This window comes from Rhodomicrobium sp. R_RK_3, assembly GCF_002198715.1.
Taxonomy (GTDB): domain Bacteria; phylum Pseudomonadota; class Alphaproteobacteria; order Rhizobiales; family Rhodomicrobiaceae; genus R-RK-3.
Genome location: NZ_MWLK01000037.1, coordinates 138,406 through 162,964, shown reverse-complemented (window position 1 = coordinate 162,964; position 24,559 = coordinate 138,406). Strand labels below are relative to the sequence as shown.

General features: G+C 65.2%; 23 protein-coding genes. 9 read left to right on the top strand and 14 right to left on the bottom strand.

The window, feature by feature from the left end:
• Positions 1-262 precede the first annotated feature (262 nt).
• Complete coding sequence (locus BLEFHOIH_RS24250; RefSeq protein WP_088348630.1) at positions 263-964, bottom strand: ribonuclease activity regulator RraA; 702 nt, start codon at positions 962-964, stop codon at positions 263-265.
• A 151-nt stretch (positions 965-1,115) separates the two neighbouring features.
• On the opposite strand from BLEFHOIH_RS24250, the gene BLEFHOIH_RS24245 reads away from it, so the two are divergent.
• Positions 1,116-1,961 (top strand): MBL fold metallo-hydrolase, encoded by an 846-nt coding sequence (locus BLEFHOIH_RS24245; protein ID WP_088348629.1) that lies wholly within the window; start codon positions 1,116-1,118, stop codon positions 1,959-1,961.
• Between the two features lie 179 nt (positions 1,962-2,140).
• On the opposite strand, the gene BLEFHOIH_RS24240 is transcribed toward BLEFHOIH_RS24245, so the two are convergent.
• The 4 genes from BLEFHOIH_RS24240 to phnC form a co-directional block, all read right to left on the bottom strand.
• Complete coding sequence (locus BLEFHOIH_RS24240) at positions 2,141-2,758, bottom strand: DapH/DapD/GlmU-related protein (protein ID WP_088348628.1); 618 nt, start codon at positions 2,756-2,758, stop codon at positions 2,141-2,143.
• 10 nt (positions 2,759-2,768) lie between these two features.
• Positions 2,769-3,593 (bottom strand): phosphonate ABC transporter, permease protein PhnE, encoded by an 825-nt coding sequence (gene phnE / locus BLEFHOIH_RS24235; RefSeq protein ID WP_088348727.1) that lies wholly within the window; start codon positions 3,591-3,593, stop codon positions 2,769-2,771.
• A 270-nt stretch (positions 3,594-3,863) separates the two neighbouring features.
• Entirely contained in the window at positions 3,864-4,853 is a 990-nt protein-coding gene (gene phnD, locus BLEFHOIH_RS24230) for a phosphonate ABC transporter substrate-binding protein (RefSeq protein WP_088348627.1), read from the bottom strand.
• A gap of 73 nt (positions 4,854-4,926) precedes the next feature.
• Positions 4,927-5,820, bottom strand: a complete 894-nt coding sequence (gene phnC / locus BLEFHOIH_RS24225; protein WP_245297178.1) for a phosphonate ABC transporter ATP-binding protein — start codon at positions 5,818-5,820, stop codon at positions 4,927-4,929.
• A gap of 201 nt (positions 5,821-6,021) precedes the next feature.
• On the opposite strand from phnC, the gene phnG reads away from it, so the two are divergent.
• Genes phnG through phnL form a run of 7 tightly spaced genes read left to right on the top strand, consistent with a single transcriptional unit; the run spans position 6,022 to position 10,990 of the window.
• Entirely contained in the window at positions 6,022-6,495 is a 474-nt protein-coding gene (gene phnG, locus BLEFHOIH_RS24220) for a phosphonate C-P lyase system protein PhnG (protein ID WP_245297177.1), read from the top strand.
• Between the two features lie 3 nt (positions 6,496-6,498).
• Positions 6,499-7,098 carry a phosphonate C-P lyase system protein PhnH gene (gene phnH / locus BLEFHOIH_RS24215; RefSeq protein WP_088348624.1) on the top strand — a complete coding sequence of 200 codons (600 nt, stop codon included), beginning with the start codon at positions 6,499-6,501 and terminating at the stop codon, positions 7,096-7,098.
• Entirely contained in the window at positions 7,098-8,210 is a 1,113-nt protein-coding gene (locus BLEFHOIH_RS24210) for a carbon-phosphorus lyase complex subunit PhnI (RefSeq protein ID WP_088348623.1), read from the top strand. The genes phnH and BLEFHOIH_RS24210 overlap by 1 nt, the downstream gene beginning before the upstream one ends.
• Positions 8,207-9,049 carry an alpha-D-ribose 1-methylphosphonate 5-phosphate C-P-lyase PhnJ gene (locus BLEFHOIH_RS24205; protein WP_088348622.1) on the top strand — a complete coding sequence of 281 codons (843 nt, stop codon included), beginning with the start codon at positions 8,207-8,209 and terminating at the stop codon, positions 9,047-9,049. The genes BLEFHOIH_RS24210 and BLEFHOIH_RS24205 overlap by 4 nt, the downstream gene beginning before the upstream one ends.
• Positions 9,046-9,516, top strand: a complete 471-nt coding sequence (locus BLEFHOIH_RS24200; protein ID WP_088348621.1) for a GNAT family N-acetyltransferase — start codon at positions 9,046-9,048, stop codon at positions 9,514-9,516. The genes BLEFHOIH_RS24205 and BLEFHOIH_RS24200 overlap by 4 nt, the downstream gene beginning before the upstream one ends.
• Positions 9,513-10,295: a phosphonate C-P lyase system protein PhnK gene (phnK, locus tag BLEFHOIH_RS24195; protein WP_088348620.1), complete on the top strand. Its 783-nt coding sequence runs from the start codon at positions 9,513-9,515 to the stop codon at positions 10,293-10,295. The genes BLEFHOIH_RS24200 and phnK overlap by 4 nt, the downstream gene beginning before the upstream one ends.
• 2 nt (positions 10,296-10,297) lie before the next feature.
• Positions 10,298-10,990 carry a phosphonate C-P lyase system protein PhnL gene (phnL, locus tag BLEFHOIH_RS24190; RefSeq protein ID WP_088348619.1) on the top strand — a complete coding sequence of 231 codons (693 nt, stop codon included), beginning with the start codon at positions 10,298-10,300 and terminating at the stop codon, positions 10,988-10,990.
• Positions 10,991-11,160: 170 nt separating this feature from the next.
• Here phnL and BLEFHOIH_RS24185 read toward each other — a convergent pair whose 3' ends face one another.
• From BLEFHOIH_RS24185 to BLEFHOIH_RS24165, 5 genes are all read right to left on the bottom strand, one after another.
• Positions 11,161-11,673: an RNA pyrophosphohydrolase gene (locus BLEFHOIH_RS24185; RefSeq protein ID WP_088348618.1), complete on the bottom strand. Its 513-nt coding sequence runs from the start codon at positions 11,671-11,673 to the stop codon at positions 11,161-11,163.
• Positions 11,670-13,133: a divergent polysaccharide deacetylase family protein gene (locus BLEFHOIH_RS24180; RefSeq protein WP_170937360.1), complete on the bottom strand. Its 1,464-nt coding sequence runs from the start codon at positions 13,131-13,133 to the stop codon at positions 11,670-11,672. The genes BLEFHOIH_RS24185 and BLEFHOIH_RS24180 overlap by 4 nt, the downstream gene beginning before the upstream one ends.
• Positions 13,134-13,349: 216 nt before the next feature.
• Positions 13,350-14,663 (bottom strand): S41 family peptidase, encoded by a 1,314-nt coding sequence (locus BLEFHOIH_RS24175; protein WP_245297176.1) that lies wholly within the window; start codon positions 14,661-14,663, stop codon positions 13,350-13,352.
• Between the two features lie 31 nt (positions 14,664-14,694).
• Positions 14,695-16,137 carry a peptidoglycan DD-metalloendopeptidase family protein gene (locus tag BLEFHOIH_RS24170; RefSeq protein ID WP_088348615.1) on the bottom strand — a complete coding sequence of 481 codons (1,443 nt, stop codon included), beginning with the start codon at positions 16,135-16,137 and terminating at the stop codon, positions 14,695-14,697.
• Positions 16,138-16,439: 302 nt separating this feature from the next.
• Positions 16,440-18,260 carry an aminopeptidase P family protein gene (locus BLEFHOIH_RS24165; protein ID WP_088348614.1) on the bottom strand — a complete coding sequence of 607 codons (1,821 nt, stop codon included), beginning with the start codon at positions 18,258-18,260 and terminating at the stop codon, positions 16,440-16,442.
• A 210-nt stretch (positions 18,261-18,470) separates the two neighbouring features.
• Between BLEFHOIH_RS24165 and BLEFHOIH_RS24160 the strand changes: the two genes are divergently transcribed.
• The gene (locus tag BLEFHOIH_RS24160) at positions 18,471-18,704 is read left to right on the top strand and encodes a hypothetical protein (RefSeq protein WP_125461878.1); all 234 of its coding nucleotides are present in this window, start codon (positions 18,471-18,473) and stop codon (positions 18,702-18,704) included.
• A gap of 60 nt (positions 18,705-18,764) precedes the next feature.
• On the opposite strand, the gene BLEFHOIH_RS24155 is transcribed toward BLEFHOIH_RS24160, so the two are convergent.
• The 4 genes from BLEFHOIH_RS24155 to BLEFHOIH_RS24140 form a co-directional block, all read right to left on the bottom strand.
• Positions 18,765-19,643 (bottom strand): 50S ribosomal protein L11 methyltransferase, encoded by an 879-nt coding sequence (locus BLEFHOIH_RS24155; protein ID WP_088348612.1) that lies wholly within the window; start codon positions 19,641-19,643, stop codon positions 18,765-18,767.
• A gap of 2 nt (positions 19,644-19,645) precedes the next feature.
• Positions 19,646-20,992, bottom strand: a complete 1,347-nt coding sequence (locus BLEFHOIH_RS24150) for a TMEM143 family protein (RefSeq protein ID WP_170937359.1) — start codon at positions 20,990-20,992, stop codon at positions 19,646-19,648.
• A gap of 196 nt (positions 20,993-21,188) precedes the next feature.
• Positions 21,189-23,540, bottom strand: coding sequence for a UvrD-helicase domain-containing protein (locus BLEFHOIH_RS24145; protein WP_245297175.1), 2,352 nt, complete (start codon positions 23,538-23,540; stop codon positions 21,189-21,191).
• 366 nt (positions 23,541-23,906) lie between these two features.
• A complete protein-coding gene (locus tag BLEFHOIH_RS24140) occupies positions 23,907-24,554 on the bottom strand; it encodes a response regulator transcription factor (protein WP_088348609.1) in 648 nt (215 codons plus the stop codon).
• Positions 24,555-24,559 lie beyond the last annotated feature (5 nt).

Genomic DNA, 24,559 nt, shown 5'->3' with positions numbered 1-24,559 from the left:
TCCTCAGGGATGCTGGATTCGGGAATGACAAAAAGGTAGATGCGTCGTGCTTGACGTAAAATCATCGCTCTATAAAGGCACCCAAGACCCGTCGCCTGACCGCCGTCAGGCCGAACGGGACCCATTGGCCGATCCGCGAACGCTTCGGCGAGAGGAGATGCGAGGTGGCCCCGGCTCTGACGGCCGGGGCGACGGAATTGTCGAAAGCTCTAGCCGCGAAGCGAGGCTAAGCTGCGGCACCTCGTTTGAACGCCAAGCGACCTCACCGGCCCCGGCTTTTCTCGTAGCGCTTGCGGTTTTCCTCGTTGGCCGGATACAGGCCCGGTAGCGCGGCACCGGCGCGGACTTCCTCGACGATCCAGGCCTCGAAGGCTTCCTGCTCGATGGAGGCGGCCAGCACCGGCTCGACGATGGCCTGCGGGATGACCACCGCGCCGTCCTTGTCCGCGACGATCAGGTCGCCGGGGAAGATCGCGACGCCGCCGCAGCCGACCGGTTCCTGCCAGCCCACGAAGGTCAGCCCGGCGACAGACGGCGGCGCGGCCGCGCCGGCGGCCCATACGTCCAATTCCGTCGCCAGCACGCCCTCGAGGTCGCGCACGACGCCGTCGGTCACCAGCGCGGCGACCTTGCGATAGCGCATCCGCGCGCAGAGAATGTCGCCGAAGACGCCCGCGTCCGTCGTGCCATTGGCGCCGATGACGGCGATGCAGCCTTCCGGCATTGCTTCAATGGCGGCGCGGGTCGAGATCGGCGAGGCCCAGCTTTCCGGCGTCGCGAGGTCTTCGCGCGCGGGCACGAAGCGCAGGGTGAAGGCCGGCCCGACGACGCGGCCGCTCGCCGCCTGGAGCGGAAATGCGCCGCGAATCCAGACGTTGCGCAGGCCCTTTTTGAGCAGCACCGTGGTGAGCGTCGCCGTGGTGATGCTTTTGAAACCGTCGATAATGTCCTGGGAATACGTCATTCTATGCCGACCTTTGCCTCGTTTGCAGGCAAACATAGCGCGCGGCGGCCCCCTTGTCTTCCGCGACGCTGACGCAGTTTTGATCCCGCGCCGCCCGCGAAATCGAAATACGGTGTTATGCTTAGCGCAGCTTGTCTAGCTGGAGCCGCGCATGACCGTATGCCGCAACGCCTTCGCCCGCCTTCGTATTCTCGCGCTGACGGCGCTCGCCTCCTGCCTCGGCGCGTTGCCCGCGCTGGCCGCATCGGGCAGCCGCTGCGTCGCCTTGGCGGAGGCGATGCCGGGCGTGCACTATGTCTCGCTCGACGCCGCCGCGCCCGCTAGGGATCAGGTGCGCATCACCTTTATCGGCCATGCCAGCTTCCGCATCGAGACCGGCGCCGGCATCACCATCGTCACCGACTATACCGGCTACGCCGGGCGCGGCCCGCTGCCCGATGTCGTCACAATGAACCACGCCCACAGCACGCATTACACCGACTATCCCGATCCGAACATCAAGCATGTGCTGCGCGGCTGGCGGACGGGCAGCGGCCCGGCGGCGCATAATCTGACTGTCGGCGACGTGCTGATCCGCAACGTCACCACCGACATCCGGAGCTGGGAGACGGGGCAGTTCGAAAAGGACGGCAATTCGATCTTCATCTTCGAGGTCGCCGACATGTGCATCGGGCATCTGGGCCATCTACACCACACGCTCGGGCCGGAATATCTCGGCCTGATCGGCCAGCTCGACGTGGTGATGGTGCCGGTCGATGGGTCCTACACGATGGGCCAGGGGCAGATGATGGAGGTGCTGAAGCTGCTGAAGGCGCGGTTGGTGCTGCCGATGCACTATTTCAATTCCGGCACGCTTTCCCGTTTCCTCTCCCGGCTTGACGACGGTTTCGACCTCGACATGAGCCCAACGCAGACCATCACGGTTTCCGCCGCGACATTGCCCTCCAAGCCGCGCGTCGTGGTGCTGCCAGCGTTCGAAGGTGCATTGCAGGAATAGGGCGCGCCGCGCTCCCTTTTTCGAAATCCCCGCGAAGGCGGGGATCCAGTATTCACAAACCCAGAATTGGCTTTCTGCCCAACCGCTTACGCTGCGGCGTACTGGATCCCCGCCTTCGCGGGGATTTCGTCTGAGGGTGGGGAGGCGGCGCTTTCCGCCTTCTGGAGTCGCTGGCCGCGTCAGCCGCGATGCTTCTCGAGAAACGCCTCGGGCGACAGCGCGCGGAAATCCTCGAGCGCCGCGTGCAGCCGCTCGTGCTCCCAATCCCACCAGCCCAATGCCTCGATTCTCTCTCCGATCTCCGGCGCGAAGCGCGGCCGGATCGGCTTCGCGGGCAATCCCGCGACGATCGTGTAGGCCGGCACATCCTTCGTCACCACCGAGCCCGCGCCGATCACCGCGCCATGGCCGATGCTCCGCCCCGCCAGCACCACGGCGCCATGCCCGATCCAGACATCGTGCCCGATGCGCACCCCGCGCGAGCGGCGCCACTCAAAAAACGCCGCGTCGTCGGCCGCGCCGGGGAAATAGGCGCTGGCGCGGTAGCTGAAATGATGCTGCGAGACGCGGCCCATCGGATGGTCGCCGGGATTGATCCGCACCTGCGAGGCGATCGAGCAGAACTTGCCGATGCGCGTATAGATCGCGTCGCTGTCATTGGCGAGGTAGCTGTAGTCGCCGAGTTCCACCTCGGTCAGCAGCGTGCGCGCGCCAACTTCGGTGTATCGGCCGAGCGTGCAGTCCGTGACGGAGGCGGTCGGATGGATGGCGGGTTCGAGGCCGAGACCGGCGATCATGCGGAAGTCCTTAGACAAGCATCTTGCGGATCAGCGCGCTGACCATGTCGACGATGACGATGGTGGCGATGATGATGAGGAGGATGGCCGCCGTGTCGGAATAGTTGAAGCTGCGGATGTTCTCGTAGAGCGACTGCCCGATGCCGCCCGCGCCGACAATACCGAGCACCGTCGCCGAGCGCACATTGGTGTCGAGCCGGTAGAGCGTGTAGGAGCTCCACAGCGGCAGCACCTGCGGCACCACGCCGAAAACCACTTCCTGCAGCCGCGTCGCGCCGGTCGCGCGGATGCCCTCGACGGGGCGCGGGTCGATGGCTTCGACGGCCTCGGAGAAGAGTTTTGCCACGATGCCGATATTGTGGATGGCCAGCGCCAGCACGCCCGCGATCGGCCCGAGCCCGACCGCTACGACGAAGAGCAGCGCGAACACCATTTCGTGGATGGCGCGGAAGGCGTCCATCAGGCGGCGGGTCGGCTGCACGATCCACCAGGGGCTGACATTCGAGGAGGCCAGGATCGCCAGTGGGATGCCGAAGAACACCGCCAGCGCCGTCGCCCAGATGGCGATCTGCACCGTCTCGATCATTTCGCGGACATAGGTCCAGCCATGCTGGAAATTCGGCCGGGTGAAGCCGGCGGCGAATTCGGCCATGTTGCGCCAGTCGGTGAACAGGCCGACGATCTTGTACATCTCCGTCGGCGTCCAGCTCCAGACGAGCAGCGCCGCGACGCTGAGCCAGATCAGCCAGCCGCGCGCCCGCGCGCCGAGCGCCTTGCGCGGGATGGCGACGTCCAAATCCATCGCTTGCTGGCCGAAGCCGGTCCTGGCGGTCATCGCATGGTCCTTAAAAACGTGGCCGGCGTGGGACTTGACGCCCGCACCAGCCAGCATTGCGTCCCGAGGCGATGCGCGGCCCGGAATTCATTCCGTAAGCCGCAACGACCCCTTTTGTCATTCCCGCGAAGGCAGGAATCCCGAAAGCCGCAGCGATCGCGGTAGAGGCAATGCTGCGCTACGGGTAAGTTTGCCCTTTACTGGATCCCCGCCTACTCGGGGATGACGCCTGAGTGGGGGCGGGGTTGAAGAACCCCAACCCCATCCGGCTTAGGACTTCGTCGCGCCGAGCTGCTTCTCGATATTGGCGATCTTAGTCTTCAGCTCCTCGATCTTGGCCTTCTTCTCGTCCGCGCCGAGTTTGTCGTCGGCCTGCACCTTGGCCAGTTCCTTGGTCAGCTCCATCTGGCGGATCGGCAGGAGCTGGTTGTTGTCGGACGGCTTGAACCCGGTCCAGGTCATGCCCTTGAGGATGGCATTCGCCTTGGCGTCTTCCTCGGCATTGCCGGATTTGCCATAGCCGAAGATGAAGGCGGAGAGCTTCTGCTTGGTCGCATCGTCCAGATCCTTGCGCCACACGAGCGGGTCGGACGGGATCAGCGGCGAGGTCCAGATCACGCGGATCTTGGCATAATCGTCCGGCTTGGTGATCTTCAGCCGGTCGAGATTTTCGCTGTTATTGGCGGCGGCGCTCACCAGCTTATTGGCGACGGCCAGCGAATTGGCCTCGTGATTGGCATTGCGGACGGTCTTGAAGCAGGCCTTCGGGTCGATGTCGCGCGCGGCGAAGATGAATGTCGTCGGCACCAGGAAGCCGGAGGTGGAATTCGGATCGCCGATGCCGAAATCCAGGGTCTTGTCGCATTTCAGGATATCGTCCAGCTTCTGGAACGGGCTGTCCTTGTGGACGATGATATGGGCGTAATAGCCCGGCAGGCCGCTATCCGGAATTGTCTGGGCGAAGATTTCGCCGCCGGCGCGGTCGACCGCTTCCATCGCCGACTTGTTGCCGTACCAGGCAACCTGCACCTTGCCGAAGCGCATGCCTTCGATGATGCCGGCATAGTCGGTGGCGAAGAAGGCGTTGACCTTGAGGCCGGTCGCCTTGCTCATCTCAGCCAGCCACGGCTCGAACATCACCTTGAGGTTCGAGGAGGACTCGGTCGAGATGAAGCCGAAATTGAGTTCGTCGGCGGCCTTGGCCGGGGCGGATGCCAGGCCCAGCGCGATCACCGCACCGGTCATGATTTTGCGCAGCATGAAGAGCTCCTTGTTTGTCTTTGGTTTTCGTCCGTGATCGCACCGGCGATGCCTGGCCGGTCCAATTCCCGAATTACTGCGTTTGAGCGAAAGTGGCCGCGCCCATCGCGGCCTGGCTGGCATGTACCGCGTCCCGGCCGTTGGTAAGCTCGGGCGTACTATCGTCGAGGCCGGGCAGGAACAACTCTTCGCTCTCCGCCCCGTAAAGCTCGCTGAGAAAACTCGTCGTCAGCGCGGAGGAAGGGCCGTCATAGACGATGTGCCCGTCGCGCAGCGCGATGGTGCGCGGGCAATAGGCCAGCGCATATTCGACCTGATGCAGCGAGACGAGCACGGTGATGCCGTCTTCGCGGTTGAGCTGGGCGAGGATGTCCATGACGCGCCGGGCCGAGGACGGATCGAGCGAGGCGATCGGCTCGTCGGCGATCAGGATGTCGGCGCCCTGGACCAGGGTCCGCGCGATCGCCGCGCGCTGCTGCTGTCCGCCGGAGAGCTGCGAGCCTCGCTTCAGCGCGTGTTCCGCGATACCGACGCGCGCCAGCGCCCGCATGGCCTTGAGCTTTTCCGCCCGGCTGAAGGCCGACAGCGTGCCGCGCCAGCGCGGGATCTGCCCGAGCAGGCCGAGGCAGGCATTCGTGAGCACCGACAGGCGCGGCACCAGATTGAATTGCTGGAAGACGACGCCGACCCGGGCGCGCAGCTTCGAGGCGGAGGGGCTGATGCGGCCCTTCTCCTGCATCGGGATGCCGAACAGCCTGATGCAGCCCGGCGTCTCGCCGCCATGGCCGCCATCGATGGACAACAGCCCGGCGATGCAGCGGATCAGCGTCGATTTACCGGAGCCCGATGCGCCGATCAGAGCAACCATCTCACCATGCTGGAGCGAGAAATCGACCCGCTTCAGCACGGCGGCGCCACGAGCAAAGCTCTTGCGGACCGAATTGATCTCAATCGCGGGCGCTACCAAGGTGATCTCCACAATTTCGCCAATGGGGTAGCACGCGGGCATAACGGCGGGATTACGGTTTCATGACAGTCCTGCGACAAAATCAGGGCAGCGGGGAAGCAAGGCTGAGCCTCGCGGCGGGACGCCAAAATGCATTTTCCTTGCGCTTTCGCCGCGTTCGGCTGTCATAAAAGCGTTAACGCTCACAGCTAAACCGGTCTTATGACATCACCGGTAGGGGATCACGCGGACGCCCGGCTCCGCCAGCGGCAGGTGCTGATGCGCATTTGCGCGGAGGCGACCGAGGCCGAATTGGAACGAGCCTTCGCCGATTGCGGCGGTGTGCCGGACGCGGAGGACGTGCGCGCGCCGGAAGCGGGGCTCGTCATGCTGCGCGGCCGGATCGGCGGCGATGGCGGTCCGTTCAATGTCGGCGAGGCGACCGTTACGCGCGCGGTGGTGCGCCTGCCGGATGGCGCGCTCGGCTATTCCTATCTGCTCGGACGCTCGGCAAGGCGCGCCCGGCTTGCGGCCATCGTCGATGCGCTCGGCCAGGACGCGGGCTGGCGCGAGAGGCTGGACGCGGTGCTCGTCGCACCCGTCACCGCACGGCGCGAAGCCGAGCTTGCCGAACGCCGCGAGCAGGCCGCCGCGACGCGCGTCAACTTCTTCACCCTTGTGCGCGGCGAGGACTAGCCGATGAGCCAATCCGCCATCCAGCCCGCTTTCGCCGACGCCTCGCGCGGGGCGCAGGCCGTCTTCCGCAGCGTCATGGACGCGATGTCCCGGCCAGGGCGCATCACCCCGCTCGACGCCGGGTTTGCACCGCCCGCCCCGCTCAATGCCGCAGCCGCCGCGATCCTGATCGCGCTTGCCGATTTCGAGACGCCGTTATGGCTGGATGGGCCGCTGGCTCGGCATGGGGAAGTCGCTGAGTTTCTGCGGTTCCATACCGGCGCCAAGCTCGCGCCGACGCCGGACGCGGCGGCCTTCGCTGTCATCGCCGATCCGGCTAGCGCGCCGACGCTCGGCGCCTTCGCGCAAGGCACGCCGGACTATCCGGATCGTTCCACGACGGTCATTCTTCAGGTCGAACGACTGACGCCCGATGGCTGGCAGATCGCCGGACCCGGCATTAACGGCCACGCCCATTTCGGCGCAACGCCGCTACCGGGCGACCTCACCCACCAGTTCAAGAACAATCGCGCCCGGTTCCCGCTCGGCGTCGATCTCATCTTTGCGGGGCCAAGCGAAATCGCCGCCCTGCCCCGCAGCACCCGCATCCTGGAGGCGCGCTGATGTATGTGGCGGTCAAAGGCGGCGAAGCGGCCATCGAGGCGGCGCATAATCTGCTCGCCCATGAGCGCCGCGGCGACCCCGCCCTCCCCGAAATCACCGCCGCGCAGATCCGAGAGCAGCTCAGCCTCGCCGTCAACCGCGTCATGTGCGAGGGCTCGCTCTACGACCCGGACCTTGCCGCCCTCGCCATCAAGCAGGCGCGCGGCGACCTGATCGAGGCAATCTTCCTCGCCCGCGCCTACCGCACGACGCTGCCGCGCTTCGGCTATGCCGAGCCTGCCGACACCGGCGCCATGCACATTCGCCGCCGCATCTCCGCGACCTACAAGGATCTGCCCGGTGGCCAGGTGCTCGGCCCGACCTTCGACTACACTCATCGCCTGCTTGACCCCGCCCTCGCCGAGGCGGGCAGCGCCCCGACGCCGGAGCGCGCCGCCGCCGCCGAATCCGAAGCCTCCCCCCATGTCACCGCGCTGCTGAACCATGAGGGTCTGATCGAGTCCAACCGCCCCCACGATCCCGCCGCTCCCGTCTGCGACGTCACGCGCGGCGCGCTCGCCTTCCCCGCCGGCCGCGATCTGCGGCTGCAAGCCCTCGCCCGCGGCGATGAAGGCTTCCTCCTGGCGCTCGGCTATTCGACCCAGCGCGGCTATGGCCGCACGCATCCTTTCGCCGGCGAAATCCGCATGGGCGAGGTCGAAATCTCGTTCGTGCCGGAAGAACTCGGCTTCGAAGTGCCGCTCGGCGAGGTGAGGCTGACCGAATGCGAGATGGTCAACCAGTTCGCCGGCTCGGCCGACGCGCCGCCGCAATTCACGCGCGGCTACGGCCTCGTCTTCGGCCATAGCGAGAGGAAGGCCATGTCGATGGCGCTGGTCGACCGGGCGCTGCGCACGGCGGAATTCGGCGAGGAGGTCGTCGCCCCCGCACAGGATGCCGAATTCGTACTAAGCCATGCCGACAACGTCCAGGCGACCGGCTTCGTCGAGCATCTGAAGCTGCCGCACTACGTCGATTTCCAGGCCGAGCTTGCGCTCCTGCGCCAGCTTCGGGCCGAATGGGAAGCCGACCGCGCCGCACCGCCCGCACGCCACGCGGAGGCCGCCGAATGACCGCCACCCCGATCTACAATTTCGCCTATCTCGACGAGCAGACCAAGCGCATGATCCGCCGCGCCATCCTGAAGGCGATCGCCATTCCCGGCTATCAGGTGCCCTTCGCCAGCCGCGAAATGCCGATGCCCTATGGCTGGGGCACCGGCGGCGTGCAGGTCACCGCGTCGGTGCTCGGCCCGGACGATGTGCTGAAGGTCATCGACCAGGGCGCGGACGACACTACCAACGCCGTCTCCATCCGCAAATTCTTCGAGAAGACGGCCGGCGTCGCGACCACCACCCGCACCCGCGAGGCGACCGTCATCCAGACCCGCCACCGCATCCCGGAAGAGCCGCTCGGCGAGAGCCAGATCCTCGTCTATCAGGTGCCGATCCCGGAGCCCTTGCGCTTCCTAGAGCCGCGCGAGACCGAAACCCGCCAAATGCACGCGCTGGAAGATTACGGCCTCATGCATGTGAAGCTGTACGAGGACATCGCCCGGCACGGCCATATCGCGACGACCTACGCCTATCCGATCAAGGTCGAGGGACGCTATGTGATGGACCCTTCGCCGATCCCGAAATTCGACAATCCGAAAATGGACATGAGCCCGGCCCTCCAGCTCTTCGGCGCGGGGCGCGAGCAGCGCATCTACGCCCTGCCGCCCTACACCCAGGTCATCAGCCTCGATTTCGAGGACCATCCTTTCGAGCGCACGAAGTTCGACAAGCCCTGCGGCCTCTGCGGCGCGACCGGCGTCTATCTGGACGAGGTGGTGACGGACGATCGCGGCGGCCGGCTGTTCGTCTGCTCGGACACCGATTATTGCGAGGAACGGCGCGGAGGCCAGGCATGAGTGAGACCGCGATCAGCATCCGGCCCGCGCAGGAAGCGGATTTGCCCGCCGTGTTGGCGCTTTACGCCCAGCCGGACATGGACGACGGCAAGGTGCTGCCCCTGCCCGTCGCCGCGCGCATTCTCGACGAATTCGCCCGCTACCCCAATTACACGCTCTATGTCGCCGAAAGCGGCGCGGCCATCGTTGGCGCCTATACGCTGCTCATCATGCACAATCTCGGCCATCTCGGCGCCCCCTCCGCCATCGTCGAGGGCGTCGTGGTCGACCCGGCCGCGCAGGGGCAGGGCGTCGGCGGCGCGATGATGCGGCACGCCATGGACGAGGCGCGCGGCGGCGGCTGCTACAAGCTGGTCTTGTCCTCCAACATCAAGCGCGTGCGGGCGCACGAATTCTACGACAAGCTCGGCTTCGAGCGGCACGGCATCAGCTTCACGGTGCGCCTCGACGGCGAGGGCGGCGCATGAGCGAGACCGAAATGCCGCTCCTGACCGCTGAGGGCCTGACCCGGCTTTACGGCCCGCGCATCGGCTGCATCGACGTGGCACTGGAAATCTTCCCCGGCGAAGTGCTGGCTGTGGTCGGCGAATCCGGTTCCGGCAAATCGACGCTTCTGTCGATGCTCTCGACCCAGCTCGCCCCGACGCGCGGCACCGTCACCTATCGCAGCCGCGACGGCGGCATGCGCGACCTGTTCTCCCTGAGCGAGGCCGAGCGCCGCTTCCTCTTCCGCACCGATTGGGGTTTTGTGCATCAGGATGCGCGCATGGGCCTGCGCATGGGCGTCTCGGCCGGCGGCAATGTCGGCGAGCGGCTGATGGCCGTCGGCTGGCGGCATTTTGGCAATATCCGCGCCGAGGCGGTGGACTGGCTCGGCCGCGTCGAGATCGGCGCCGACCGCATCGACGACCGCCCGGCCGCCTTCTCCGGCGGGATGCGCCAGCGGCTCCAGATCGCCAAGAACATGGTGACGCGGCCCCGCCTCGTCTTCATGGACGAGCCGACCGGCGGGCTCGACGTCTCGGTGCAGGCGCGCCTGCTCGACCTCATTCGCGGCCTCGTCGCCGATTACGGCCTCGCCGCCATCATCGTCACGCACGACCTCGCCGTGGCGCGGCTCCTGTCGCATCGCATCATGGTGATGCGCGAGGGCCGCGTCATCGAGACCGGGCTGACCGATCAGGTGCTCGACGATCCGCGCGAGCCCTATACGCAGCTTCTCGTATCCTCGGTTTTGCAGGGGTGAGCATGGACCAGATGATGCGGCTCGACGGCGTCGCCAAGAGCTTCACCATGCATCTGCGCGGCGGGGCGGAACTGCCGGTGGTGCGCGATGTCAGCTTCGAGGTGGCGGCGGGCGAATGCGTCGCGCTGGGCGGGCCGTCCGGCGCGGGGAAGTCGTCGATCCTGAAGATGATCTATGGCAATTACCGCGCCGACCGCGGCGAGATCTGGCTGCGCGACGGCGGCGAGTGGATCGACGTCGCCCGCGCCGCGCCGCGGCGGATGCTGCGGCTGCGAAAAAGCGCCATCGGCTATGTCAGCCAGTTCCTGCGGGCGATCCCGCGCGTCTCCTCGCTCGATCTGGTCGTGGCGGCCGCACGCGAAGGCGGCGCCGGGGAGGACGAGGCGAAGCACCGCGCCGCCGACCTGCTGGCGCGGCTGAACCTGCCCGAGCGGCTGTGGAGCCTGCCGCCCGCAACGTTTTCCGGCGGCGAGCAGCAGCGCGTCAACGTCGCGCGCGGTTTTGCGGCGGGCCAGCCGATGCTGCTGCTGGACGAGCCGACCGCCTCGCTCGATGCCGCCAGCCGCGCGCGCGTCGTCGCGCTGATCGCCGAGCGCCGCAAGGCCGGCACCGCCATCCTCGGCATCTTCCACGACGAAGCCGTCCGCAATGAGATCGCCGACCGCACCGTCGACGTCACCCGCTTCGCGGCTTAGCGGCTAGCGGTCCCTCTCGGCGTGAGGCACCAACCCCTCACCCGGCACGCTCCGCGCGCCACCCTCTTCCCTTGGAGTAGAACGCGGCGTTGCAGCGCGCTGCGCCCGGCCGGAATGCTCCCGCTGCGGCGGCCTATATTAGGGGCCGCCACCGCGCACGGCGCCGCGCCTTATCGCGCGAGGAGGCTGCGGAATTCCTCGATGACGGCTTCGTAGATGTTGCGCTTGAAGGGCACGATCAGCCCGGGCAATTCATCCGCGGCGATCCAGCGCCAGGCCTCGAATTCCGGAATGTGGCCGCCGGGCGGAGCATGGATGTTGAAATCCTCGTCGGCGCCGGTGAAGCGCATCGCGTACCATTTCTGGCGCTGGCCGCGATATTTGCCCTTCAATGCGATGCCAACCACTTCGGCGGGCAGATCGTAATGCAGCCAGAGCGCGGTCTCGGCGATGATCTCGGCCTTGTCCGTGCCGGTCTCCTCGGCCAACTCGCGCAGGGCGGCGGCGGCAGGGGCCTCGCCCTCATCGATGCCGCCCTGCGGCATCTGCCAGTTCTCGCCGGCCTCCATGACATCTTGCCGGCGTCGGCCGACCCAGACGAGTCCGTCCGCATTGATGAGCATGATGCCGACCCCGGCGCGGTACGGCAGATTGGACGCAGCGTACACAGTCTCGTCGCTCATGAGGCTCCAGGCGTTTGAGCCAGGACCCCGACCGGGACCAGCGTGATGCCCTGGGTCGCCAGCGTCTGCGACCAGGCTTCCAGCTCGTCGATGGTGACGCGGTTGGCATAGGCGAGACCGATGGCGCTGCCGTCCTTGCGGGCGACGGCGATCAGACGGTCGAGGGCCTTCTTGACCGCTTCGGGGGCGGGATTGGAGTCGATCATGACATCGGCGCCGCCATAGCGCAGGCCGATCTCTCCGGCGATGCCGCGCACCACGGCGTGGCTCTTGCCCTCGCCGACATAGATCAGCTCGCGCGATTTCAGGTTTTCCAGGATGGGCCGCAGCGCCGCCTTCGACTGCAGGATCTTGCCGCCGAGGAAATTGGTGACGCCGCTATAGCCCTCGAACCTGCCCAGGACATTGCCGAGCCGGGTGACGTTTTCATCGGGCGAGGAGCCGGACAGCAGCGTCTCGGGACCGGGATTGTTGACCGGATAGTCGGCAGGCTCCAGCGGCAATTGCACGATCACCTCATGGCCGCGCTCGCGCGCCTTGCCCGCCAATTGCTGCGCGGAATTGCCAAAAGGCAGGAAGCCGAGCGAAATCGCCGTCGGCAGCTTGCTCACGGCGTCGTCGCCGATGCGCTCGTCACGCCCGAGGCCGCGCACCAAAATAGCGATGCGCGCCGCTTTCGGCGCCGCGACTTCGGTCGTCGAGAATGCCGTGCCGCTCCAGCCGTTCAGGGCCACCGTCTTAGCCGGCGGCGGTCCGCCGGCAGGACGCTTCAAAGGCACGGGCGGAGCCGGGGGCACCACTGGCGCCGCGATTTCCGGCGGCTGATCCTTGACATTCAGCGAGGCCATCACCCCATCGACCTGACTGCCATTATCGGCTTGCGGACCGGGGCCTGCGTCCGGCTCGAGCGGCGCGACGCTTCCGCGCGGCAAACCGGCCAGACGCGGATCGTCCGGCGCGGACGCGCCGAGCTGGGTTCCCGGCACGGGCTGGTCGCCCGAGGCCGTGCCGCGATTGGCGCGGCTGCCACCATCAACCACCGGCTGCTGGTCGAGCGATTTGAAGATCGGCTTGTCCACGTCGAGACCAGCGAGAGCCGTGCCCGGTGGAAGGCCCGGCAGGGTCTCGCCCTGGCCCCGGTCTTCCGGCAAGGACGCCTCCGCCGACCCGCGCAATCCGCGCGGGCCAACGCCCTGCGGTTCCGGATCGCCTGAAAGCCGCTCATCCGTTTTAAGGTCTCCGCCGCTGGCCTCCTCGGCCGGCGCTTCCGCGCCGCTCTCCGGCTTTGCCGCGCTTGCCTCCAAATGCCTCAGCCGCTCGGCCGCTTCCGCGTAAAGATCGCGCTCGGCCGCCGGTTCGGCCGGGCCCTCGGAGACAGGCATTTCACTGGAATCGATGCTGAGCACCACTTTGGTGCCGCCAGCATGGTCCGGGGTCTGGAGCGCAAAGAATGCGAACACTCCGGCCAGGATCAAAAAAGCAGCTGTCGCTGTGTAAAATAATATTCTCATGGCTCGTTTGCCCGTCACGCGCGGACGTTGAATGCTTGGCGCTTACTATAACCAACGATTCGACGCGTGACTCCCCAAAAAAACCGCTTGTTCCCAAGAATAAGGGCCCGCCGGGCGGGATGATCGCCCGGCGCGCCCTTCTGCAACGACGTGTGGATCTGAGCCCTATTGCGCGGTTTTTTCTTCCGGCGCGACTGCAGGAGCTTCGACCTTTTTCTGCTCGACATTAAGGCCACGCAGCAGATTCAGAGCATATTGAAGCTGCGTGTCTTTCTCTTTTTCCTTCGGCACGAAGGCGAGGCTGCCTGAGCTTTCGCCATCATCGTTCTTCAGATGGCCGCGCAGGCTGGCTTCGCCGCGGGGCTTGGTGCTCTTCGAGGCCTTCAGCAGATCTTCCGGCAGATCCTGCTCGACCACGACATCGGGATCGATGCCCTTGGCCTGGATCGACCGGCCCGAGGGCGTGTAGTAGCGCGCGGTCGTCAGGCGGATGGCGCCGTTCGAGCCGAGCGGGATGATGGTCTGCACCGAGCCCTTGCCAAAGGAGCGCGTGCCGATCACGGTCGCCCGCTTGTGGTCCTGCAGAGCGCCGGCGACGATTTCGGAGGCCGAAGCCGAGCCGCCATTGATCAGCACGACCACCTTCTGCTGGTCGGTCAGATCGCCGGGGCGGGCGTTCGAGCGCTGCGTCTCGTTGAGGTTACGGCCGCGGGTCAGCACGATCGCGCCCTTGTCGAGGAACGCATCCGAAACGGAGATGGCCTGATCGAGCAGACCGCCCGGATTGTTGCGCAGATCGACGATGTAGCCCTTCATGTTCGCGCCGGCCTCTTTCTTGAGGTTGGCGATGGCAAGCTTGAGCTCGTCATAGGTCTGTTCGCTGAAGGCCTTGACGCGGATATAGCCGACATCGTTGCCTTCCATATTCGCCCGGACCGGATTGATGCGGATCACATCGCGCACGATCTTGACGTCGAACGGATCGGTGTTCTGCCGGATGACCGTGATCACGATCGGGGTGTCGACCGGCCCGCGCATCTTCTCGACCGCCTGCTCCAGCGTCAGACCCTGGATCGAGACGCCATCGAGATGGGTGATCAGATCGCCCGAGAGCACACCAGCTTTTTCAGCGGGCGTATTCTCGATCGGCGACACGACCTTCACAACGCCCTCTTCCATCGTCACTTCGATGCCGAGGCCGCCGAATTCACCGCGGGTCTGCACCTGCATGTCGCGGAAATGCTTCGGGTTGAGATAGGTCGAGTGCGGATCGAGGCCGCTCAGCATCCCGTTGATCGCCGACTCGATGAGTTGGCTGTCATCAGGGGTTTCGACATAATCCGAGCGGACGCGCTCGAGCACGTCGCCGAACAGGTCGAGATGCCGATAGATTTCAGAATTCGCCGCCGTAGCCGATTGTGACCGCGTGGCATTGATCATCGTCGTACCCGCCGCCACGAAGGCAAGAAGCACGAGCATCCAAGTCGCAAAGTCCGATTTGCGCATATTTTCAACCTTCCTTCACGCCCTCCGACCACCACGGGTCGGGGTCTACGGGGCGGGCGTCCTTGCGAAACTCGATATAGAGCACAGGATTTCCTGATTGCACCGAACCGGTGCCTTGCGGCGGTTTCTTGCCCATGGCGGCAACGGGTTCTCCCGCAAGCACGAATTGACCAACGTTTGTGTAAATCTGGTCCAAACCTGCTAATAATATATGATAGCCCCCACCGGCATTGATTATCAAGAGTTGCCCGTAGCTGCGAAACTGTCCGGCATAAATAACCCAGCCGTCCGATGGAGATGTGATTTGGGCCTCGCTACGGGTCTCGATGTAGACACCCTCGGATTTTCCGCCTGCGTCGTCCTTCGATCCGTAAGACTTTAACCGCTTTCCCTGCGAGGGGAGCGGCAGCAAGCCTTTGGCCTTCTCAAATGGAATGGCCGGTTTCATCCGGCCGGGCTGCACGAATGCTGCCTGCTTGACGGCCGGCTTCAATTCAATAGCCGGGCCAAGCTGTTTCAGCTCCGCCTCATAGGCCGCTAGATTGGAGCGGTTTGCAACCTCCGCGTCCAATCTTTTGAACAAATCTCCCAAATCGGTAACCGCGCGACTGTGACGAGTTGCCGCAACCTTAAGGTTTTCCAGTTTCGCGACATTTTCCTTCATCCGCTCGCGCTTTTGCGTCAGTAGCCGGTCGATATCGGCCTTGAGACGGTTGAAGTCCGCCTGCGCCTCGGCCATGCGGACGTGCTCTTCGCGCGACTGCGTTATGATGGTGTTCAGATCGGCGAGGGTTTCGGAGAGCTTGTCGGCCTCGGCTTTGAAGCCGGGGAAGAAGGACGAGAGGATCATGGCGCTGCGGACCATACGAAGCGCATCATTGCGCTCGGTGATCATGACCGGCGGCGGCTCGCGGCCCATGCGCTGCATGACGCCGAGCATCTGTGCGATCTTGGCGCGGCTCTCGTCGAGCGAGACGCGGATCTGCGCTTCCTGCCGGGTCAATTCCTCGATCTCGCCTTCGGAGCGGGTGAGCTGTCTTTCGCTCTTTTGAACTTTCTGGGCCGCCTCGATCAGCTTGGTCTGCAGGGCGGCGCTCTCCTCGCTGAGCGCCACGGTCTCGCTCTCCAGGCCCTTCTGCTCCTGCTTGACCCGGTCGAGCTCCTTCTGGTGCTCCTCGAACAGGCGGCGGGCTTCCTCGATGTCGATCGGCTTGCCATCCAGCGATTTGATGCCCTTGTCGGCGGGGGGGCTGTTCTGCGCCAGCTGCATCGTGGCCTGGGCAAGGATCATCCGCGCCGCCTCGCCGGCATGGGCCGGATAGGGGGACAGCAGACAGCCGGTTGCCGCGCACAGCGCCGCGCTGGCGGACACGCCGAAATAGAGCGGCGATGCTCCCCCCCAGATCAGCTTCGAGCGCTTCGCGGCCCCAGGCAAATTCCGGTCCATTTCCGAAGACTAAGCGTTGTTCCGTTAAAGGCCAATCACATTGACGCGCCCTTCCGGGAACACGGTAAATGCGCATTACCAATAGCACTGGCTGCGCTCCACTTTACGTTAAATCGCGGCAAGGCAGTGGCAATGGGCTCTATCGCCGCGCGGCGCCGATCACAATGCTGTGGACGGAAGGTTTTTCGGTCACGCCGATTCAGAGGCGCGACACGGGCGGAGATCGCGCGGAACGGGGGGCTGGCGCCTTAGCGCTTGCCGAGAAAAATGAGCGGGTCCGTGACGCTCCGCCGCGGCCGGACTCAGCGCGCCAGCGGCGCCGTCGCGTCCCGCAGCCAGGCCAGGGTTTCCGCATCGAGGCCGGGAGCGAGCTTGGCCAGCACCTCGGCGTGATAGGCGTCGATCCAGGCGATCTCGGCGGAAGAGAGCAGCGCCGTATCGATCAGGCGCCGGTCGAAGGGGGCGAGGGTGAGCGTTTCAAAACCCATCATCGGACGGTCGCCGCCGGGGATTTCGGCGGGCTCAGTAACGAGGATCAGGTTCTCGATGCGGATGCCATATTCGCCGGTGCGGTAGAAGCCAGGCTCATTCGACAGGATCATGCCCGGCTCCAGCTCGACCGACTCGCGCCGGGCAATGTTTTGCGGGCCCTCATGCACCGACAGAAAGCTGCCGACGCCGTGTCCGGTGCCGTGATCATAATCGAGGCCGGCGCTCCAGAGCGCGCGGCGGGCCAGGGCGTCGAGATGATTGCCGCGCGTGCCCTTGGGAAAACGCGCCGTGGCGATGGCGATATGGCCCTGCAGCACCAGCGTGAAATGGCGGCGCATGTCGGGCGTTGGCTCGCCGATGGCGAGCGTGCGGGTGATGTCGGTGGTGCCGTCGGCATATTGGCCGCCGGAATCGATCAGCAGCAGACTGCCGGGCTCGATGCGGCGGCTGGTCGAGCGGGTCGGCCGGTAATGCACGATGGCGCCGTTCGGCCCGCTCCCGGCGATGGTGTCGAAGCTGATCTCGCGCAGCTCCGGGCTCTCGCGGCGGAATTTCTCTAGCCTTGTCGCGACGGCGATCTCGTCGAGATTGCCCGCCGGGGCGCTCGAATCCAGCCAGGAGATGAACCGGCTCACGGCGACGCCGTCGCGCAGATGGGCGGCGCGCGAGCCCGCGATCTCGGCACGGTTCTTACGCGCTTTCGGCAGCACGCAAGGATCAGGCTCGCGCACGATCACCGCGCCGCTGTCCACCAAGTGATTGAGGTACCATTGCGAAACGGCGGCCGGATCGATCTGAACTTTGGCCTTGCGGCTGCCAAAGGCGCGCACGCTATCAAGGAGTGCGGTCGGCTCGGCGATCTCGGCGACGGCGGACAGAGCCTCGCGGACATCGGGCGTCAGCTTGCGGCCATCGACGAAGAGCAGCGCCTTGCCCTCGACGGGGACGATGGCATAGCTCAGCACGAAAGGCGTGTGCGGCAGGTCCTGGCCACGGATATTGAACAGCCAGGCGATGGAATCCAGCGCCGAGATCACCACGGCGCCGATCTTCTCGCGAGCCAGCCGGTCCTGGATTTCGGCGATCTTGTCGGCGGCCTCGATGCCGGCGAAAGCAATGGGCTGCAAGGCGATCGGGTGCTGGGCCGGAGCGGGCGGGTCCGTCCAGATCGCCGCCAGCGGATTGGCCTCGACGGCGACGAGCTGCGCGCCGGCCTTCTCGACGCATTTGGCCAGCGCCTCGACCTGGGCGACGGTATGCAGACGCGGATCGTAGCCGAGCCGGTCGCCGACGCGAAGATTGACCTCAAGCCAGCCCGAAACCGACTTGTCGGCGACATTGACGACCTCGAAGGCCGCCGGATCGACCTGCGCCGCCGCCTGCAGCGTGTAGCGCCCGTCGATGACCAGCGCCGCCTTGTCCATCAGCACGGCGGCCGTCCCCCAGGAGCCGGAAAAGCCGGTCAGCCAGAGCAGCCGCTCGGCATCGGCGGGGACATATTCGTTCTGGAATTCATCGGCGCGCGGAACGAGGAAACCGGTCAGCCCCGCCCGGTCCAATTCCATGCGCAGGAGCCGCAGGCGCTCAGCGCCATGGGCAGGTCCACCGACATCATCGAAATTCTGAAACATGGATTCGTTCTAGGGGGGAAAGCCCCCGATATCAAGGTTGCGATACCGCTTACGCCATCCTAATGGCGGTCTATGTTGCCATGCAACATGCGCATCGCTGCGATGCAGCAAAATCGGCTACTCATCCTCGGAGGCGAGGGCAATTATGCGAGGAGAGCAAATGTCGTGGCACTGCCGAGGGCGGCGGAAAGCTGCGGCCAGGAGATGAGCATGGCGACGACCTATCATGGCGCTCTAACGAGTGGCTCAATTGCGAGATCCAAGCCGGGCTTCGCAGCGCGTGTCCTTCAACGTTACATTGAAGGGCGGAAGAGGGAAGCCAGCCGCCAGATCGCGGATTATTTGCGTAACTTCGATGATGCTTCGCTCGAAAGCATGGGTTACAGCAAGATGCAGATTACCAAGCTGCGCCGGTCGGACAGCTGTTCGCCGTTCATTCTTTGATCGCAGTCGATTTCGATCTGAGCATCAAGCCGCCCGGGACAAAACCCGAGGCGGCTTTTTTCATACTCCTCGGCCGTTCCGCCTCAGATGCAGCGCGGTCCAACCTTCGAGCGACAGGCTGGCGGCGAGCACGAAGCCCTGCGCCAGATAGCGGGCGCGCACCTCGCGTGCCTGCGAATCGAGCAGACCGGACAGGATCAGGTGGCCGCCCGGCCCCATGACCTTGGCAAGCGCCGGGGCAAGCGCCAGCAGCGGCCCGGCCAGGATGTTGGCGGTGACGAGATCGTAGGGCGCCTTCTCCGCGATGGCGCGGTCATCCAGCCCCGCCGCGACCACCGGCGTGATCTCCGCCGAGACGCCGTTGCGGGCAAAATTCTCCTTCGCGACGGCAATTGCCACCGGGTCGATATCGCTGGCGACGATGTCGCCGCAGAGCGATTTCGCCGCCGCGATGGAGAGCACGCCAGAGCCGGTGCCCAGGTCGAGCATCCGCCAGATGCCCTGCTTTTTGGCCAGCCGGTCGATGAGCAGCAGGCAGCCGCGCGTGGTGCCGTGATGGGCGGTGCCGAAGGCCTGCCCGGCATCGATCTCGATGGCATAAGCCCGGCCCTCGGCGCGGCCGCGGTCGTGGCTGCCATGCACGAAGAAGCGGCCGGCCTCGATGGGGTGAAGGCCGCGCTGGGTGCGCTCGACCCAATCCTCATCGGGGATGGTTTCCAGCTCGATGTCGCGGATGGCGGCGAAATGCGGGACGCTGTCGGCGACGGCGCCAAGCTCGGCCGGGCTCGGCGGCTCGACGAAATAGACCTCGAGCAGCCAGCCCTCCGGCGTTTCGGCCGCGCTGATGGCCGGCGGCGGGTCCAGCATTTCGGTGAACAGGCCCGTCAAAACCTCGACATCGGCCGCGGAGCCGAGGATACTCGCCTTATAGGTGGGCATGCTCAGTGGGGGTCCAGCAGGCTGCACCAGCGCTCGCGCAGATGCCGGGCGGCTTCATCCAGCGGCAGCGCGCGCAATTCACCCGCCGGTGATTGCGTCACCAGCCCGTTCTCCGTCAGGCGCCCCAGCGCATCGCTGACGTCGAAGCGGACATGCACATCGAATTTCTCCTTGAGAAACGCGTCGATACGGCCGCGCAGCGTGTCGAGCTGGCTGGTGTGGACGGGCGTGCGCAGCAATTGCATATAGAGCAGCGCTTCCTCTTTCACATCCTCCTCCTCGGCATCGTCGACGATCAGCGCCAGCGCGCCCTGATTGTTGGCGAGGTTCTGGAAATAGAGGCTCTGGGCAAGTTGCATGCGGTAGCGGTCCCGGGTGATGAAGACATTGCGGACCTGCGTATACATGATGCCGCCGACGCCGGTCACAATGGTGCCCGCCAGCACCAGCGGCGAGAGCGCGACCGCGACGAACAGCTTGGTCGCCGTGCCGAGCGCCCAGGTTACCGTCCCGAAGACCGCGCTGCCGCCGAGCTGCAGCTTGTCGCTGTATTTCATTTTGACGCGGATATTCGGGAACAGCATTTCCACGTCATAGCGCGGAATGTCCTTAAAGATCTTGATGTAGATGTGGTCGGTCGACAGAAAAGGCGGCAGCATCCGGCGCATCTTGCGCAGCTTCTTACGAGCCTTCTTCTCGTCGATACCGTCGTCCTTCATGATCTCGGGGATGCGGATGTCTTCGGACTTGAATTTGATGGCGAGGAACAGCCGCTCATAGGTCGGCACGTCGTAAACCATGTTTTTCAGGAACAGCCGCTTCAGGTCGCGCTTGGTCTTCTTGACCTGCGATTCGCCCCTGCAGAAGATCAGCTTGACGTCATATTCCTTGAAATCCACCTCCACGGCCACGCCGTCCGGCGTCGCCTTGCTCAGGATCTCCTCCAGCTCGTGCGGGCTGAGCTCCTTGTAATTGGCGCTGGTGACGAGGTCCGTCAGCTTGGCATGGAACATCCGGCGCTTTTCCAGCCGCTCCGCTTCCGATGCTTCGGTGACGTTGACGGTCTCATCGTCCGGATTGAACGGATCGTAGATGTCGCTGAGCTGATTGAGGATCACGCCGGACTTGTGCTGGCGCAGATAGCCGATCCTGGTCAGCACCTCGGACGCCTTGGCGCGCTCGCCGGCCCCTTGCGTTGTGTCCAGCAGCGCCTCGAAAATATCGGAGCGCGAAACGGGAATGAAGGTCGCCTCGACCGCCGCCGGCCCGACCAGTTCGATAGGGCTCGCATCCTCGGCGCGCGTGGCGGCAAATTCGTTCTGGACCGGTTTGGCTGCGGTTACATTCATCTTCGCCCCATTTGCCATAATCTGCCGACGCGATGCCCGGATCATATTATGAATGGCGGCGCGCGGGAAGCCGGGTTTGTCTCAGATCGGGAAAAGGACGCGGCGGTGTTCCCGAAATATCCGGGCTTGACGGGCAAGGCTGAACGCATTGCCCGCCGCAGTCGACCAGCGCGAACGCACGACGGTTTATGAGCAGTTACGGCCGTGTGACGAAAGACGCGACCACACGCTTGCGGCCGGCTTTCTCGAAATCCACGGTCAGTTTGTTGCCGTCGATCTCCGAGATTAGGCCGTAGCCGAACTTATCGTGGAAAATCCGCTCGCCGAGTTCGTAGCCGGCGTCGCCACTCGACGAGGCGACGAGTTCACCCTCGATGGTGGTCGCGGCGCGGCGGCGGGGAGCGGCGTTCTGCTGGGTCTGGTAGAAGCTCTGCGCGCGCTGCCAGCCGGGGCTGGAATAGCCGGCATTGGTGCGGCCCGCGCCCATCTCGGAAAAGCCCGGCCCATTGCCGTAGCCGCCCATCGAGGAGGCGTCCTGGATGGGATCGACATGCGCCTCGGGCAGTTCGTCGACGAAGCGCGAGGGCACGGCGGTTTGCCAGAGCCCGTGCACACGCCGGTTCTGGGCGAAGGAAATATGCGCCCGCTTCTTGGCCCGCGTGATGCCGACATAGGCGAGCCGGCGCTCCTCTTCGAGCCCGGCGACGCCGCTCTCGTCCATCGAGCGCTGATGCGGGAACAGGCCCTCTTCCCAGCCCGGCAGGAATACCATGTCGAATTCCAGGCCCTTGGCGGCGTGCAGGGTCATCACACTGACGCGCTCGCCGTCGCTGTTCTGCTCGGCGTCCATCACCAGCGAGACGTGCTCCAGGAAGGCGCCGAGCGTGTCGAACTCGCCCATAAAGCGGATGAGTTCTTTCAGGTTCTCCAGCCGCGCGGGCGCTTGCGGGGTCTTGTCGTTCTGCCACATCTCGGTATAGCCGGACTCGTCCAGGATGATCTGGGCGACTTCGGTGTGGTGCATGCTGTTCAGCATGCCGCGCCAGCGATCAAAGCTCTGCACCAAAGTCAGCAGCGGCTTGCGCGCCTGCGGCTTCAGCTCTTCGGTCTGGGCGAGGGTGCGCGCGGCATCGAACAGCGGACGGCCCTCGGCGCGGGCGAAATGGTGGATGGTGCGCAGCGCGGTTTCGCCGAGGCCGCGCTTGGGCACGTTGACGATGCGCTCGAATTTCAGATCGTTCGCCGGATTGTTGGCGACATCGAGATAGGCGATGGCGTCCTTGATTTCCTGCCGCTCATAGAAACGCGGGCCGCCGATAACGCGATAAGGCAGGTTGATGGCGACGAAACGGTCCTCGAAGGCGCGCATCTGGAAGGAGGCGCGCACCAGGATGGCCATGTCATTATAGGACATGCCCTGCCGGTGCAGGTCGGCGATCTCGTCGGAGACGGCGCGCGCCTCGGCCTCGTCGTCCCAAACGCCGCGCAGGATCAGCTTCTCGCCGGCCGCATCGTCGGTGTGCAGCGTCTTGCCGAGCCGGCCCTGGTTGTGGGCGATCAGATGCGAGGCGGCGCCGAGAATATTGCCGGTCGAGCGGTAGTTGCGCTCCAGCCGGATGACTTTCGCGCCAGGGAAATCCGCCTCGAAGCGGAGGATGTTGTCCACTTCCGCGCCGCGCCACCCATAGATCGACTGGTCATCGTCACCGACGCAGCAGACATTGTGATTGCCCTGGGCGAGCAGCCGCAGCCAGAGATACTGCGCGACATTGGTGTCCTGATATTCGTCCACCAGCATGAAGCGGAAGCGCTCATGGAAGCTCTTCAGGATCTCCGGGTGCTCCATGAACAGGCGCAGGTTCTCAAGGAGCAGATCGCCGAAATCGGCGGCGTTGAGCTCCTTGAGGCGCTTCTGGTAGGCGGCGTAGAGCTCGGCGCCCTTGCCGTTGGCGAAGGCGAAAGCCTCGCCGGCGGGCACCTTGTCGGGGGTCATGCCGCGATTCTTCCAGCTATCGATCAGCCCGGCGAGATGGCGCGGCGTCCAGCGCTTTTCGTCGATGCGGTCGGCCTGGATGAGCTGCTTCAGCAGGCGGAGCTGGTCATCGGTATCGAGCACCGTGAAGGCAGGCGTCAGACCGACCAGCTCGGCGTGGTAACGCAGGATGCGCGCGCCGATGGAGTGGAAGGTGCCAAGCCACGGCATCCCCTCGACCGCGCCGCCGACCAGAGCGCCGATGCGCTGCTTCATTTCGCGCGCGGCCTTGTTGGTGAAGGTCACGGCGAGGATCTGCGACGGGAAGGCCCGCTGCGTGGCAAGGATGTGGGCGATGCGCGTCGTCAGCACGCGCGTCTTGCCGGTGCCCGCGCCGGCCAGCACGAGGACAGGCCCGTCCAGCGTGACGACGGCCTCGCGCTGCTCCGGATTGAGGCCGTTCAGATAGGGCGGCGCGGCCATCGCCCGGCGGGACAGCGGGATCAATGCGCCATCCTCGCCCTGATGCGGCGGCGTCGGCTCGGCGTCGGGCGCGTCTTTGCGATTCGCTTTCATGATGGGCATTATATCATCATTGGCAGGGCGTTAATCCAGGGTTTGGCCTCGGTCCACATGGTTGGCCTCGCTCAGGGCGCAACACTCTGACGGCGGAGCCGGAGCCCCAGCCGCAGCGAACCATGGTGAGGAAGGGAAATTAAATGCGGGACCGAATGGCTTTGGACTCGCCCGAAGGCGGGGACGAGTACGCCGCAGCGTAAGGGGCCGGGCGAAAGAAAAAATCGACCTGAGGTGCCGGATCCCCGTTCTCGAGGGGATCTCGCTTCAGAATCGGCGGCGCAGCCTTTCTCGACTCAACGTCGCCGCCGGCGGACATGCGGCGCGAGGCGGCGCCACGATGCCCGCCTGCGCCACCCGCAGCCGCTAGTTCGATTTGCGCTGCCGTGCCTTCAGCGCCGCCTCGACGCGGTTGCGGACATGCAGCTTGTGCATGATCGTCGTCATGTAGTGCTTTACCGTCTTCTCGCTGATCTTTAGCTGGATGGCGATTTCCTTGTTGGTCTGCCCCACGGCGACGCAGTCGAGAATGTCCTCCTCGCGCGGCGTCAGGGCGAACATCGTCGCCTCGGGCTGGGCGGAGGACGGTCGGCGGTGGATGCTCTTCAGCATCCGCGCGGCGAGCGCCGGCGTCACATAGATGTCGCCGTTCTGGACCGCGCGCACCGTGCGAACCAGATCCCGCCCGCTAATGCCCTTCAGCACATAGCCGCAGGCGCCCGCTTCGAGCGCGGCCGAGACGTCGTCCTCGTTCTCGGAGGCGGTCAGCATGATGATCTTGGTGCGGCTGGCGAGGGCCGTGATCAATTGCGCCGCCTCGATGCCGCCGCCGGGGAGCTGGATGTCGAGCAACAGAATATCCGGCCCGGACTCCTTGACGATTTGCACTGCGTCGTCGCGGCTCGCGCCCATGGCGACGAGGTCAAGTTCTTCGCTATTATAAAATGTCTGGGTGACGCCTTCGCGAAAAAGCGGATGATCGTCAACCACTGCCACACGAATTCTTTGATGCATATTAC

Coding starts and splice junctions, on each gene's coding strand:
- BLEFHOIH_RS24175 (WP_245297176.1), bottom strand. CDS start 14,663: ATGCTCGTGCTTCTTGCCTTCGTGGCGGCGGGTACGACGATGATCAAT.
- BLEFHOIH_RS24200 (WP_088348621.1), top strand. CDS start 9,046: ATGAGTGAGACCGCGATCAGCATCCGGCCCGCGCAGGAAGCGGATTTG.
- BLEFHOIH_RS24205 (WP_088348622.1), top strand. CDS start 8,207: ATGACCGCCACCCCGATCTACAATTTCGCCTATCTCGACGAGCAGACC.
- BLEFHOIH_RS24170 (WP_088348615.1), bottom strand. CDS start 16,137: ATGGACCGGAATTTGCCTGGGGCCGCGAAGCGCTCGAAGCTGATCTGG.
- BLEFHOIH_RS24240 (WP_088348628.1), bottom strand. CDS start 2,758: ATGATCGCCGGTCTCGGCCTCGAACCCGCCATCCATCCGACCGCCTCC.
- phnE (WP_088348727.1), bottom strand. CDS start 3,593: ATGACCGCCAGGACCGGCTTCGGCCAGCAAGCGATGGATTTGGACGTC.
- phnK (WP_088348620.1), top strand. CDS start 9,513: ATGAGCGAGACCGAAATGCCGCTCCTGACCGCTGAGGGCCTGACCCGG.
- BLEFHOIH_RS24150 (WP_170937359.1), bottom strand. CDS start 20,992: ATGAATGTAACCGCAGCCAAACCGGTCCAGAACGAATTTGCCGCCACG.
- phnG (WP_245297177.1), top strand. CDS start 6,022: ATGACATCACCGGTAGGGGATCACGCGGACGCCCGGCTCCGCCAGCGG.
- BLEFHOIH_RS24250 (WP_088348630.1), bottom strand. CDS start 964: ATGACGTATTCCCAGGACATTATCGACGGTTTCAAAAGCATCACCACG.
- phnL (WP_088348619.1), top strand. CDS start 10,298: ATGGACCAGATGATGCGGCTCGACGGCGTCGCCAAGAGCTTCACCATG.
- BLEFHOIH_RS24210 (WP_088348623.1), top strand. CDS start 7,098: ATGTATGTGGCGGTCAAAGGCGGCGAAGCGGCCATCGAGGCGGCGCAT.
- BLEFHOIH_RS24160 (WP_125461878.1), top strand. CDS start 18,471: ATGGCGACGACCTATCATGGCGCTCTAACGAGTGGCTCAATTGCGAGA.
- phnH (WP_088348624.1), top strand. CDS start 6,499: ATGAGCCAATCCGCCATCCAGCCCGCTTTCGCCGACGCCTCGCGCGGG.
- BLEFHOIH_RS24185 (WP_088348618.1), bottom strand. CDS start 11,673: ATGAGCGACGAGACTGTGTACGCTGCGTCCAATCTGCCGTACCGCGCC.
- BLEFHOIH_RS24155 (WP_088348612.1), bottom strand. CDS start 19,643: ATGCCCACCTATAAGGCGAGTATCCTCGGCTCCGCGGCCGATGTCGAG.
- BLEFHOIH_RS24245 (WP_088348629.1), top strand. CDS start 1,116: ATGACCGTATGCCGCAACGCCTTCGCCCGCCTTCGTATTCTCGCGCTG.
- BLEFHOIH_RS24145 (WP_245297175.1), bottom strand. CDS start 23,540: ATGAAAGCGAATCGCAAAGACGCGCCCGACGCCGAGCCGACGCCGCCG.
- BLEFHOIH_RS24140 (WP_088348609.1), bottom strand. CDS start 24,554: ATGCATCAAAGAATTCGTGTGGCAGTGGTTGACGATCATCCGCTTTTT.
- BLEFHOIH_RS24165 (WP_088348614.1), bottom strand. CDS start 18,260: ATGTTTCAGAATTTCGATGATGTCGGTGGACCTGCCCATGGCGCTGAG.
- phnD (WP_088348627.1), bottom strand. CDS start 4,853: ATGCTGCGCAAAATCATGACCGGTGCGGTGATCGCGCTGGGCCTGGCA.